The organism is Streptomyces sp. NBC_00775 (genome assembly GCF_036347135.1).
Classification (GTDB): domain Bacteria; phylum Actinomycetota; class Actinomycetes; order Streptomycetales; family Streptomycetaceae; genus Streptomyces; species Streptomyces lutosisoli.
Genome location: NZ_CP108938.1, coordinates 4,635,201 through 4,647,152 on the forward strand (window position 1 = coordinate 4,635,201; position 11,952 = coordinate 4,647,152).

The 11,952-nt window shown below is 68.5% G+C and carries 11 protein-coding genes; 3 read left to right on the top strand and 8 right to left on the bottom strand.

Features of this window, described 5'->3' with window-relative positions:
• Positions 1 to 48: 48 nt before the first annotated feature.
• On the top strand, positions 49 to 420 hold the full coding sequence (locus OIC96_RS20650) for a trypco2 family protein (RefSeq protein WP_330306429.1): 372 nt from the start codon (positions 49 to 51) through the stop codon (positions 418 to 420).
• A complete protein-coding gene (locus OIC96_RS20655) occupies positions 417 to 3,692 on the top strand; it encodes an NACHT domain-containing protein (protein WP_330306428.1) in 3,276 nt (1,091 codons plus the stop codon). The genes OIC96_RS20650 and OIC96_RS20655 overlap by 4 nt, the downstream gene beginning before the upstream one ends.
• A gap of 67 nt (positions 3,693 to 3,759) precedes the next feature.
• Here OIC96_RS20655 and OIC96_RS20660 read toward each other — a convergent pair whose 3' ends face one another.
• On the bottom strand, positions 3,760 to 6,285 hold the full coding sequence (locus OIC96_RS20660) for an ATP-dependent Clp protease ATP-binding subunit (RefSeq protein ID WP_330306427.1): 2,526 nt from the start codon (positions 6,283 to 6,285) through the stop codon (positions 3,760 to 3,762).
• A gap of 430 nt (positions 6,286 to 6,715) precedes the next feature.
• Between OIC96_RS20660 and OIC96_RS20665 the strand changes: the two genes are divergently transcribed.
• Positions 6,716 to 7,399: an SCO3374 family protein gene (locus tag OIC96_RS20665; protein ID WP_330306426.1), complete on the top strand. Its 684-nt coding sequence runs from the start codon at positions 6,716 to 6,718 to the stop codon at positions 7,397 to 7,399.
• Here the strand turns inward: OIC96_RS20665 and OIC96_RS20670 are convergent.
• From OIC96_RS20670 to nadC, 7 genes are all read right to left on the bottom strand, one after another.
• Entirely contained in the window at positions 7,378 to 7,713 is a 336-nt protein-coding gene (locus OIC96_RS20670; RefSeq protein WP_330310228.1) for a histone-like nucleoid-structuring protein Lsr2, read from the bottom strand. The two genes, OIC96_RS20665 and OIC96_RS20670, sit on opposite strands and share 22 nt — an antisense overlap.
• A gap of 225 nt (positions 7,714 to 7,938) precedes the next feature.
• A complete protein-coding gene (locus OIC96_RS20675; RefSeq protein ID WP_330306425.1) occupies positions 7,939 to 8,508 on the bottom strand; it encodes an amino-acid N-acetyltransferase in 570 nt (189 codons plus the stop codon).
• A gap of 9 nt (positions 8,509 to 8,517) precedes the next feature.
• On the bottom strand, positions 8,518 to 8,970 hold the full coding sequence (locus OIC96_RS20680) for a BlaI/MecI/CopY family transcriptional regulator (protein ID WP_330306424.1): 453 nt from the start codon (positions 8,968 to 8,970) through the stop codon (positions 8,518 to 8,520).
• Between the two features lie 96 nt (positions 8,971 to 9,066).
• Positions 9,067 to 9,252 carry a hypothetical protein gene (locus OIC96_RS20685; RefSeq protein WP_330306423.1) on the bottom strand — a complete coding sequence of 62 codons (186 nt, stop codon included), beginning with the start codon at positions 9,250 to 9,252 and terminating at the stop codon, positions 9,067 to 9,069.
• 13 nt (positions 9,253 to 9,265) lie between these two features.
• Complete coding sequence (locus tag OIC96_RS20690; protein WP_330310227.1) at positions 9,266 to 9,880, bottom strand: hypothetical protein; 615 nt, start codon at positions 9,878 to 9,880, stop codon at positions 9,266 to 9,268.
• Positions 9,881 to 10,152: 272 nt separating this feature from the next.
• The gene (locus OIC96_RS20695) at positions 10,153 to 10,950 is read right to left on the bottom strand and encodes a type III pantothenate kinase (protein WP_327430628.1); all 798 of its coding nucleotides are present in this window, start codon (positions 10,948 to 10,950) and stop codon (positions 10,153 to 10,155) included.
• 5 nt (positions 10,951 to 10,955) lie between these two features.
• Entirely contained in the window at positions 10,956 to 11,948 is a 993-nt protein-coding gene (nadC, locus tag OIC96_RS20700) for a carboxylating nicotinate-nucleotide diphosphorylase (RefSeq protein ID WP_330306422.1), read from the bottom strand.
• Between the last annotated feature and the right edge of the window lie 4 nt (positions 11,949 to 11,952).

Genomic DNA, 11,952 nt, shown 5'->3' on the forward strand with positions numbered 1-11,952 from the left:
CGTAAAATCCAGCTACTTGCACGGGATTTTGAGGGATACCGGGGGATCATGACCGCCACTTCGCCGCGCGCAACCGACCTGGACGGCATCGAACTCTCCGACGCCATCGCCTCGGTCCGCGACCAACTCATCGAGGCCGCGACACGGGCATCGGGTCAGCCCGTGTCGTTCGAAGTCGGTGCCATCGAGATGGAATTCACGCTTGAGCTGCGCAAGGAGGTGAAGGGAAGCGGCAAGGTCAAGGCCTGGGTCGTCGAGGCGGGAGCCGACACCTCGCGCGAGACGGGCCGGACACACCGCGTCGCCTTCACCCTCACCCCGCGGGACGCGCGGACCAACGCCCCGTGGCAGGTCGGCAACGAGCGGCAGGGCAGCACCTCGGCCTTCGGCCAGGTACCCAACCCGCCCACGGCGCGATGACCCCGGCCGCCGGTCCGGCCGACCGGGCGGTGGTCGTACTGGGTCAGGCACAGGGCAGCGGAGTCGCCCTCAACAGCCGCCTCGTCCTCACCTGCGCCCACGTCATCGGCGCCGGCCCGGCACCGGAGATCGCCCATCCCGGCAGCGCGGAGCCGATCACCGCCCAGGTCATATGGCAGGACGCCGGACTGGACGCGGCCCTGCTGCTCACGAACGCCGACCTCCCCTGCTCCTCCCACGTCCGCATCGGCCACCTGGACACCACCCAGCCGCTCCGGCACTGCGAGACCATCGGCTACCCGGACGTCCAGCGCCGGGGCCCGGAAGGTCACCTCGCCTCCGACCAGTACGCGGGCACGGTCCTGCCGGCCGCGGCCCGCCCCCACTCCGTCCTCACGTTCGCCTTCGACCAGCCGCCCGCCGTCGAACTCCCCGACGGCCCCTCCCCCTTGGCGGGCCTGTCCGGCGCCCCGGTCTTCGCGGGCGACGTCCTGCTCGGCATCGTCGGCGCCATCCCCCGCGGGCGCGGCCACCTCCGCGCCGAGGGCACCTTGATCAGCGACCTGAAGGACATGCCGTACGACCTGCCGCTCAGCGAACCGATCAGCCACCACCACCCGCTGGACCGCATCTACGAGGCGGAGTACGCGCAGGCCGTCGGCGCCACCTATCACAAGACCAAGATCTTCGGCCTGGACGATCTCAGCCGCCGCGAAGCCGAATGGGACCTGGACACCGCGTATCTGAGCCTGGAGGCGGCGACCCGCATCTCGGAGGCCGACGCGCGCAACCTGGACACCACGACGACGCGGCAGAGGTCGTCCCGGACGGACCGCACCCCCCAGCGCGTCGAAACGCTCCTGTCCACCCGCCCCCGCGTCCTGCTGCGCGGTGACGCGGGCGCCGGCAAGACGACGCTGACATGGTGGCTGGCAGCCCACTCCGCCTCGGGCACCCACGGCCCCAGCCTGGCCGGGCTCAACGGCCTCGTCCCCTTCGTCGTCCCGCTACGGACCCTGCGCGCCCAGCGGGTGGACTTCCCGTCCCCGTCCCAGCTCCCGCACGCGGCGAAACTGGGGATGGACGAGCCGCCCGAAGGCTGGGTGGGCCGGGTCCTGCGTGCGGGACGCGCCCTCCTGCTCGTCGACGGCCTGGACGAGGTCCCGCAGACCGACCGCGAGGAAGCGCACCACTGGCTGTCCGCCCTGCTGCGGCGTTTCCCGGGCACGCGCTGCGTCGCCACCGTACGTCCCCTCGCCGTCGAGCCCGACTGGCTCGAGTCGGAGCAGTTCGAGGAGTTACGGCTCCTGCCGATGCGCGACGACGACATCCAGACGTTCATCAAGGCCTGGCATCGCGCCGCCCGCCTGGACGACGACGACCACGATCTGCTGCGCGAACTGGAAAGGGACCTGTCCCAGCAGTTCCGCCACAATCCCGCTCTCAGCGACCTGGCCCGCACTCCGCTCCTGTGCGCGGTGATCTGCGCACTCCACCGCCGCCTCCAGGGATTTCTTCCGGAGACCCGCTTCAAGCTGTACCAGTCGGCCCTGGAGATGCTTCTCGGCAACCGCGACAAGCGCCGTGGAGTGGACGCGCCCGACGGCATCACCATGTCCGTCGAGGAACACCACCAGATCCTCCAGCGCATCGCGGTCTGGCTGGTCCGCTGCGGCCAGTCCGAATTCACCCGCGCCCAGGCCCGTCCCCAACTCGAAGCCGCCCTGGCGGGCATGGAACGCGTACGGAGCCAGGGCACGACCGAGGAGGTCCTCACACACCTCCTCAACCGCTCGGGCCTGCTCCAGGAACGCGCCGAGGATTCCTACCAGTTCATCCACCGCACGTTCCAGGATTTCCTCGCCGCGAAGGAACTCGTCGAAAGCGGCTCCCTGAAGGAACTCGTACGCAATGCCGACGACGAACTGTGGCACGACGTCATCCTGCTGGCGTCGGGCCATTGCCGCCGAGAAATCAGGGAGTTGCTGACCGGACTCCTCGCCAAGGCGGAGGCCCGGGACACTCCGGAGCCCCTGCGCACCCAGCTCCTCGTCCTGTCCGCCCTCTGCTCCGAGCACGCGGCATGGCTGGAGAAGGATCTACGCGACCGTATCCGTGACCACATCAGCGGCCTCGTCTCCTCCGCCTCCGTGACACAGACCGCCCAACTGGCCCGGCTGGGGCCCTACGTCCTGCCGTTCCTGCCGGACCCCGGCGGCTTGTCGAGCGTGCAGCAGTCCCGGATCGCACTCCTCGTCTCCAGAATCGGAGGCGCCGAGACCATTCCCTACGCGGGTCGCCTCGTTTCCCTCCCGGACGCGTGGCGCCCAGCCGTCTCTCGGCTCGTCACTGCGTGGGACAACTTTCCCGCCGAGGAGTACGCCCTCGAAGTCCTCGGACACGTGGCCAACCTGGCCGACCATCGCCTGCTGGTGACCACCAAGGAGCAACTGTCGCTGCTGCGGCTGCTGCCCGGCGCCAACGACCTCACGCTCACCGGGCCCTTCTCGTCGAAGGAGCTCCAGGAAGCTCCACTCCCGAAAGTCACCACACTGACTCTGCGCAGAATGCTGGTCCTGGAGGACCTGGCCTTTCTGCGCACTCAGGAAGAGTGCCTGAACCGGCTGAGCCTGTCGTCCTGCCCATCACTCACGGACGTCTCACCCCTGGCGACGATGTCTTCTCTGAGCTCCATCAGCCTCCAGCTCCAGCCCCTGCCCGCTGACGCGCTGGAGTACGTACGAGCCATTCCCCGGCTCCGCTCGCTGACGCTCAACGCTCCCCATCTCACCGCGGTGGCATCCCTCCCCGCCCACCCGACCGTCACTCGTCTCGATCTCCCCGTGCCACGGATGCTGGATACCACAGGCCTTGAAGCATGGGAGTCGCTGACCGACCTCACCCTGCCGTGCCCGCTGTCCCCCACCAGGTTCTGGGACTGCGTCCGTGCGACGGACCGGATCAACCGCGTCGAGACCATGGTCCGTTCCCTCTCCGAACTGAGCGGCATGCGCCCACTGCCTCGCGTCACGGTTCTGCGGCTGTCAGGGGTCGTCGACTGGAGTGATGTGGCCGTCCTGCCCTCGGCCTTCCCCGCGCTCTCCCGCCTTTCGCTCAGTCTTCAGCCGGGCGCCCGCGCCGAGGCCCCTCTGGATCTACGCCCACTGCGCGCACTGCCAGATCTCCAATTGACCGTGACAAGTGACGGCCGTTTTGTTCGGGTCATCGGAGGCAAACGCTTCGGCATCCCGGACGGCCGCGCGGTTCGCTGACACACAAAAAGGGGCTGCCCCAGGACCGAAGTCCCAGGGCAGCCCCTCTGTTCAGCGAACCCGGAGGTTACGCGTCCTTGCTCAGGTTGGGCCCGGCGCCGCCGGCCGCCTGCTCGATCGGCGGGACGTCAGGCAGCGCCGACTTCTCCTCACCGCGGAAGGTGAAGGCCTTGGTGTCGCCCTCGCCCTCCGTGTCGACGACCACGATGTGGCCGGGACGCAGCTCGCCGAAGAGGATCTTCTCGGAGAGGATGTCCTCGATCTCGCGCTGGATGGTCCGGCGCAGCGGCCGGGCACCCATGACGGGGTCGTAACCCTTCTTCGCGAGGAGCGACTTGGCGGTCGGGCTGAGCTCGATGCCCATGTCCCGGTCCTTCAGCCGCTCGTCCACCTTGGCGATCATGAGGTCGACGATCTGGATGATGTCTTCCTCGGTGAGCTGGTGGAAGACCACCGTGTCGTCGACACGGTTCAGGAACTCCGGGCGGAAGTGCTGCTTCAGCTCGTCGTTGACCTTGGTCTTCATGCGCTCGTAGTTGGTCTTCGTGTCACCGGAGGCCGCGAAGCCGAGGTTGAAGCCCTTGGAGATGTCCCGCGTGCCGAGGTTGGTCGTCATGATGATGACCGTGTTCTTGAAGTCCACGACCCGGCCCTGGGAGTCGGTCAGGCGACCGTCCTCCAGGATCTGCAGCAGCGAGTTGAAGATGTCCGGGTGGGCCTTCTCCACCTCGTCGAAGAGGACGACGGAGAACGGCTTGCGGCGGACCTTCTCGGTCAGCTGGCCGCCCTCTTCGTAGCCCACGTATCCGGGGGGCGAACCGAAGAGACGCGACACCGTGTGCTTCTCGCTGAACTCCGACATGTCGAGGGAGATCAGCGCGTCCTCGTCACCGAAGAGGAACTCGGCGAGGGTCTTCGAGAGCTCGGTCTTACCGACACCCGAGGGGCCGGCGAAGATGAACGAACCACCGGGACGCTTCGGGTCCTTCAGACCCGCTCGCGTACGACGGATCGCCTGCGAGAGCGCCTTGATGGCGTCCTTCTGGCCGATGACCCGCTTGTGGAGCTCGTCCTCCATGCGGAGCAGACGCGAGGACTCCTCCTCGGTCAGCTTGAAGACCGGGATGCCCGTGGCCGTGGCCAGGACCTCGGCGATCAGCTCGCCGTCGACCTCGGCGACGACGTCCATGTCGCCGGCCTTCCACTCCTTCTCCCGCTTGGCCTTCGCGGCCAGGAGCTGCTTCTCCTTGTCGCGGAGGGAGGCGGCCTTCTCGAAGTCCTGCGAGTCGATCGCGGACTCCTTGTCGCGGCGCACGCCCGCGATCTTCTCGTCGAACTCGCGGAGGTCCGGCGGAGCGGTCATCCGGCGGATGCGCATCCGGGAGCCCGCCTCGTCGATCAGGTCGATCGCCTTGTCGGGCAGGAACCGGTCCGAGATGTAGCGGTCCGCGAGCGTCGCGGCCTGGACCAGTGCCTCGTCCGTGATGGAGACGCGGTGGTGAGCCTCGTAGCGGTCGCGCAGGCCCTTGAGGATCTCGATCGTGTGGGGGAGGGAAGGCTCCGCCACCTGGATCGGCTGGAAGCGGCGCTCAAGGGCCGCGTCCTTCTCGAGGTGCTTGCGGTACTCGTCGAGCGTCGTCGCACCGATGGTCTGCAGCTCGCCACGGGCCAGCATGGGCTTCAGGATCGAAGCCGCGTCGATGGCGCCCTCGGCGGCACCCGCACCGACCAGCGTGTGGAGCTCGTCGATGAACAGGATGATGTCGCCGCGGGTGCGGATCTCCTTGAGCACCTTCTTCAGGCGCTCCTCGAAGTCACCGCGGTAGCGGGAGCCGGCGACCAGCGCGCCGAGGTCCAGGGTGTAGAGGTGCTTGTCCTTGAGGGTCTCGGGCACCTCGCCCTTGACGATGGCCTGAGCGAGGCCCTCGACGACGGCGGTCTTGCCGACGCCGGGCTCACCGATCAGGACCGGGTTGTTCTTCGTACGGCGGGACAGCACCTGCATGACCCGCTCGATCTCCTTCTCGCGCCCGATGACCGGGTCGAGCTTGGACTCACGAGCGGCCTGGGTGAGGTTCCGGCCGAACTGATCGAGGACCAGGGACGTGGAGGGGGTGCCCTCGGCAGGACCACCGGCGGTGGCGGTCTCCTTGCCCTGGTATCCGGAGAGCAGCTGGATCACCTGCTGCCGCACCCGGTTGAGGTCTGCGCCCAGCTTGACCAGGACCTGGGCGGCGACGCCCTCGCCCTCACGGATCAGGCCGAGCAGGATGTGCTCCGTGCCGATGTAGTTGTGGCCCAGCTGAAGGGCCTCGCGGAGCGACAGCTCCAGGACCTTCTTGGCACGAGGGGTGAAGGGAATGTGGCCCGAGGGCGCCTGCTGGCCCTGGCCGATGATCTCCTCCACCTGCTGGCGGACCGCCTCGAGCGAAATCCCGAGGCTCTCCAGGGCCTTAGCGGCGACACCCTCACCCTCGTGGATCAGGCCCAGGAGGATGTGCTCGGTGCCGATGTAGTTGTGGTTGAGCATCCGGGCTTCTTCCTGAGCCAGGACGACAACCCGCCGCGCGCGGTCGGTGAACCTCTCGAACATCGTTAATCGCTCCTCAGAGCGGTCAGGCAGTAAGGGGACGCTCCCCTCCCTGTCCTTCCGCAGCTTAGTCCCGCAAGCGGGGACCGCTCATTCCAACTGCCGACACCGTCCTTGGCCTCCTGACCCCGAACGCCGACATATGCTCCAACCTGATGGTGCGAGACGATGTTCCCGCAGGCCAGGCAGATACCCTCACCATCTGTACGCCGATGGCGAACGTGAGATGCCCGATCCACGCGTGTCGCCCCTCCCACTAGGGATGTCTTACCCGTACGCACTGACACTCCATGCGGCGCGCACCGGTTCCCTCCGCTATGGGCGAACATCCTTGCGCCGCCGAACGCTCCCGAGCGCCCCCCTTTCCGGCACTCTGCGCAATCGCCGGAACACCCAGCGTAACTCCGGGGCCCTTCCAGCGGTTGCTCCTGGCATGGTTCCCACGGTTCCTCTCCCGCGTCGGCCGCTCGGCCCGGCCGATCCGGTGCAGCGGTGGTACGAGAACGAACTGGGCTGGGCGACAGTGCCCGGGTCGCCGGTACGGCTGGTCACGGGCCTGCGCTTCGACGTCCTGGAGGTGCCGGCGGAGGCGGGATTCGCGGCGCTGCGGCATCTGGGGCCCGCCTCTCCCGTGGCGCTGCACGGAGAACGGATGCGGCTTCTCGTGGCCGCGGGCAGCGCGGACGAGCTGCCGGGGCTGCTCGACTGGCTGGAGTGGGGCGCACTCTCGCTGGACCTCACGGCGATCGGCGCGGGCGGGAGCATCGAGGCTCCGCTGCCACCCGGAATCAGGGCTCCGCTGTCACCCGGAATCGAGGCTCCACTGCCCCCGGGAATCGAGGCTTCGCTGCCACCTGGAAGGGAACTTCCACCGGGAAGGCGAGCGCCGGTGGAAACACAGACGGGCTCGCGAGGGGCCGCCGTCTGGCTGCGGCCCCCGGAGCCTGGCTGCGAGGTCGAGCCGACACTGCCGACGCTGTCGGCGCTGGGCGGCGGAGCGGTCGGAGGGGGCGGTGGGGGCGCCCCCGATCTCGTACGACTCGTCGAAACGATGGCGACGCAGTGCCATCGGGTAAGGCTGCGGCGCGCGTGCGCTCAGCCGTTGGCCTTCTCGTAGGCCTCACGAATGGTCGCGGGAACTCGGCCACGGTCATTGACCTCGAAGCCGTTCTCCTTCGCCCAAGCGCGGATCTGCGCGGTGTCCTGGCTGCCACCGGAAGCGACGCGCGCCTTTCCGCGTCCGCCCGAAGCACGGCCTCCGGTACGACGACCACCCTTCACGTAGGGCTCGAGAAGGCCACGGAGCTTGTCCGCATTGGCGGTCGTGAGATCGATTTCGTACGTCTTGCCGTCCAGCGCGAACGTCACGGTCTCGTCCGCCTCGCCACCGTCGAGGTCGTCGACAAGAAGGACCTGAACCTTCTGTGCCACCGGATTTCCTTTCATCGATAACTTCAGGGCCGGGGGTCTGCGGCGTCCGCCGTTTCGCCGTCCCCTGTTATATGCAGTACTGCAGTACGTCGGAAAGCAAACCGCTTTTGCTGGAAAAACACAAACCCCTGGGGGAGACTCACAGGGCACTGGCAGACCGGAAACATGCGCGTTTCGGACATAGAGACCCTGGGCAAGGCAGTCCGCCGGAATAGTTGTCGGCGATCACAGATGCAGAAGCATCCGACTGTTGCCCAAGGTGTTCGGTTTCACTCGTTCGAGACCGAGGAACTCCGCCACGCCCTCGTCATAGGAACGCAGGAGCTCCGCGTAGACATCGGTGTCGACGGGTGTCTCGCCGATCTCCACGAAGCCGTGCTTCGCGAAGAAGTCCACTTCGAAGGTCAGACAGAAAACTCGTCGAACGCCGAGCCAGCGGGCGGTCTGCAGCAACTTCTCCAGCAACTGATGACCGACACCGAGGCCCTTGACCGCGGGGTTCACCGCGAGAGTGCGGACTTCCGCCAGGTCTTCCCACATCACATGCAGGGCACCGCAGCCCACCACCTCGGCGTTGTCGTCCCGTTCGGCCACCCAGAACTCCTGGATGTCCTCGTAAAGCGTCACCGTCGCTTTGTCGAGCAGGATGCGGCGGCGCACGTTCGCGTCAAGGAGGCGGCGTACGGCCGCGACATCGCTGGTCCTGGCCCGCCGGACGGTGATGGCTTTTGCGGTGGCTTCGGGATGCTGTGCCGGAAGCTCTGCTGGAAGCTCCGCGGGATGCTCTGCTGGCATGAGCGGACGCTATCGCCCGCCGTCGCCCTCAGTGGCGGCGGGGTTCTCGTCCGCCGGGTTCCGGGCCGGGTTCTGCGCCGGGTTCTCGGGCGCGGGGGTTTCCGGTCCCGCGACCATACGCACGGCATCGCGCAGGGCTTCGCGCTGTTCCGGGGACATCATGCCGAAGAAGGCGACGAGAGCGGCGGCGGGGTTGTCACTCTGCGACCAGGCATCGTTCATCAGTGCGGCTGCGTAGGCGGCACGTGTGGAGACCGCCTCATATCGATAGGCCCGGCCTTCCGCTTCACGGCGCACCCAGCCCTTCTGATGGAGATTGTCCAAAACGGTCATCACCGTGGTGTAGGCGATGGACCGTTCCTGCTGAAGATCTTCCAGGACTTCTCGAACGGTCACCGGGCGGTTCCACTTCCACACCCGCGTCATGACCGCGTCTTCGAGTTCTCCCAATGGGCGAGGCACAGTTCAGAACAATAGTGGGAGATCGGCAACAAAAAGGGCGTACGACTCGAAAAACGTATGAGTCGTACGCCGGTGAGCTTCCGTGCGGTGCGGGAATCAGCCCTTGGCGTGCTGGTCCCGGGGGGCCTGGCGAGCGCTCTCCGCGCGCGCGAGGGCCGCGTCGACGAACGCGTCCTCCTTGGCCTTGTTGGCCCCACCCTGGGTCTTCACGATCGTCACGATCAGCCCGATGAAGAACACGGCCATCACTACGGGGGGCACGAGCGCGGAGACATAGTCCATGCCTCCAGGGTAACTACCCCGCCGCGAGCTGTTGAGGGGGGTTCGCCGGTGGCGGTGCGGGCTTGCGCTTCGGCGGGAAGACCTCGCCCGGCGTGGGGATGGGCCGGTCCGGGCGCGGGGTCTTCACCGGGGGCTGGGACTGCGGCTTCGGTCCCGTCGCGGGCCTGTCCGCGGGCTTCTTGACGGGTTCCTCGGAGGCCCGGCCTCCAGGGATGGCCAGCAGGCGCGTGCGGGACTGCGGGACTGCGGGAGTCGCACGGCCCGCCAGGCGGCTGCGTACGTCCTGCTCGGCGAGGTCCTGGCAGCGGTCCAGGAGGGCTGCCGCGACGGGATTGCCGCGCAGGGCGCGGAGTGCGGCGAGGTCGTCGGGGTCCGGCCGGTAGCCGGCGCACAGCGCCTCCTCCAGGAGGACGAGGTAGCCGCCGGCGGTGCCCGGCAGCGCGGCTCGGTAGCGGGCGAGGTCGGCCAGCAGGAAGGCCCGGAGCCTGGCTCCCTCGCGGGTCGCCTCATCGACGGACTCGGCGAGACGGAGGCAGTCCTGGACGTCCTCTGCGGAGGCGGGGCGGGGGTGCAGGGCGAGGGCGAGAGCGCGGCGGAGCACACGCAGCTCCTCCGCACCGAACGCCATGCCGCCGCGGGATCCGTATGGCGTGGGCATGCGCCGACGATACGCGCTAATCAGACAAAATCCGTCATACCGGCGGCGCGCGCCGTGCGTTTCTTCGCCCCCGCCGCCCCTACCCGTCCCATCCCTGGGGGCTGCGCCCCCAGCCCCCCCTAAAAGATTGCGCAGTTCCCCGCGCCCCTGAATAGGGGCGCGGGGAACTGCGCAATCTTTTGGACCAGGCCCCACCCACCCGCACCCGATGGGACGGGTAGGGGCGGCGGGGGCGAGCACCCTTACGTACGGGACACGTTGCGCTCGTACACCAGGCGGAGGCCGATCAGGGTGAGCCATGGCTCGTGTTCGTCGATTTCGGACGCCTCGCCGAGAACCATGGGAGCCAAGCCCCCCGTGGCGATGACGGTGACGTCGTCGGGGTCGTCGGCGAGTTCGCGCGCCATCCGGCTGACGACTCCGTCGACCTGCCCGGCGAAGCCGTACACGATGCCGGCCTGCATGGCCTCGACGGTGTTCTTGCCGATCACCGCCCGCGGCCGCGCCAACTCGATCTTGCGCAGCTGGGCACCCCGCACACCGAGCGCCTCCACGGAGATCTCGATACCCGGAGCGATGACACCACCCGTGTACTCGCCCCGCGCCGACACCGCGTCGAACGTCGTCGCCGTACCGAAGTCGACGACGATGGCCGGCCCCCCGTAGAGCTCGACGGCGGCCACCGCGTTGATGATCCGGTCGGCGCCGACCTCCTTGGGGTTGTCCATCAGGATCGGTACGCCGGTCTTGATACCGGGTTCGACCAGTACGGCGGGGACATCGCCGTAGTACCGCCGAGTGACCTCGCGCAGCTCGTGCAGCACGGACGGAACCGTCGAGCAGATGGCGATGCCGTCGATGCCGTCGCCGAGTTCCTCGCCGAGCAGCGGGTGCATGCCCATGAGGCCCTGGAGGAGCACGGCGAGCTCGTCGGCGGTGCGACGGGCGTCCGTGGAGATGCGCCAGTGCTCGACGATCTCCTCCCCGTCGAAGAGGCCGAGGACGGTGTGCGTGTTGCCGACGTCGATCGTGAGGAGCATCTGTCCTACTCCGCCTCGTCCGTCGACGCCTCGCGCAGGTCGAGGCCGATGTCCAGGATCGGCGAGGAGTGCGTGAGGGCGCCCACCGCCAGGTAGTCGACGCCCGTCTTGGCGTACGCCTCGGCGTTGGCGAGGGTGAGGCGGCCCGAGGCCTCCAGGAGGGCGCGGCCGGCGACGAGGGCGACGGCCTCCTCGCACTCGACGGGCGTGAAGTTGTCCAGAAGGATCAGGTCGGCGCCCGCGTCCACGACCTCGCGCAGCTGGTGCAGGGTGTCGACCTCGACCTCGATCGGGACCTCCGGGAAGGCCTCCCGTACGGCCTTGAAGGCCTGCGCCACGCCGCCCGCGGCGACCACGTGGTTGTCCTTCACCAGGGCCGCGTCCGAGAGCGACATGCGGTGGTTGACGCCGCCGCCGCAGCGCACCGCGAACTTCTCCAGGGCGCGCAGGCCCGGCGTCGTCTTGCGGGTGTCGCGTACGCGGGCCTCGGTGCCCTCCAGGGCGTCCGCCCACGCGCGCGTGGCCGTCGCGATGCCGGAGAGGCGGCACAGGAGGTTCAGCGCGCTGCGCTCGGCCGTCAGCAGGTCGCGGGTGCGGGTCGTGACGCTGAGGAGCTTCTGGCCCGCCTCGACGCGGTCGCCGTCTTCGACATGCCGCTCCACGGCGAACTCGTCGGTGCAGACCACGGAGACGACCGCCTCGGCCACCCGCAGACCCGCGACGACGCCCGCGTCCCGGGCGGTGAAGTCGGCGGTGGAGACGGCGTCCTCGGGGATGGTCGCGACGGTCGTCACGTCCACGCCGTGGTCGAGGTCCTCCTGGATGGCCACGTTCGCGATGTCCTCGACCTCAAGGGGGTCGAGACCGGCGTCGGCAAGGAGCTGGGCGAGCGCGGGGTCGAGGCCGCACTCCAGGTACGCCTCGTCCATGTCGGCGCCGCAGCCGCAGCCATCGCCGCAGCCGCCGCTCTGGGCGAGGGGAAGGTCGGGGGTGCTCACTGCT

Excerpts from the sequence above, each read along its gene's own strand:
- OIC96_RS20695 (WP_327430628.1), bottom strand. The coding sequence starts at position 10,950 with ATGCTCCTCACGATCGACGTCGGCAACACGCACACCGTCCTCGGCCTC.
- OIC96_RS20650 (WP_330306429.1), top strand. The coding sequence starts at position 49 with ATGACCGCCACTTCGCCGCGCGCAACCGACCTGGACGGCATCGAACTC.
- OIC96_RS20665 (WP_330306426.1), top strand. The coding sequence starts at position 6,716 with ATGGTTCCCACGGTTCCTCTCCCGCGTCGGCCGCTCGGCCCGGCCGAT.
- OIC96_RS20675 (WP_330306425.1), bottom strand. The coding sequence starts at position 8,508 with ATGCCAGCAGAGCATCCCGCGGAGCTTCCAGCAGAGCTTCCGGCACAG.
- OIC96_RS20655 (WP_330306428.1), top strand. The coding sequence starts at position 417 with ATGACCCCGGCCGCCGGTCCGGCCGACCGGGCGGTGGTCGTACTGGGT.
- OIC96_RS20660 (WP_330306427.1), bottom strand. The coding sequence starts at position 6,285 with ATGTTCGAGAGGTTCACCGACCGCGCGCGGCGGGTTGTCGTCCTGGCT.
- OIC96_RS20685 (WP_330306423.1), bottom strand. The coding sequence starts at position 9,252 with ATGGACTATGTCTCCGCGCTCGTGCCCCCCGTAGTGATGGCCGTGTTC.
- OIC96_RS20690 (WP_330310227.1), bottom strand. The coding sequence starts at position 9,880 with ATGGCGTTCGGTGCGGAGGAGCTGCGTGTGCTCCGCCGCGCTCTCGCC.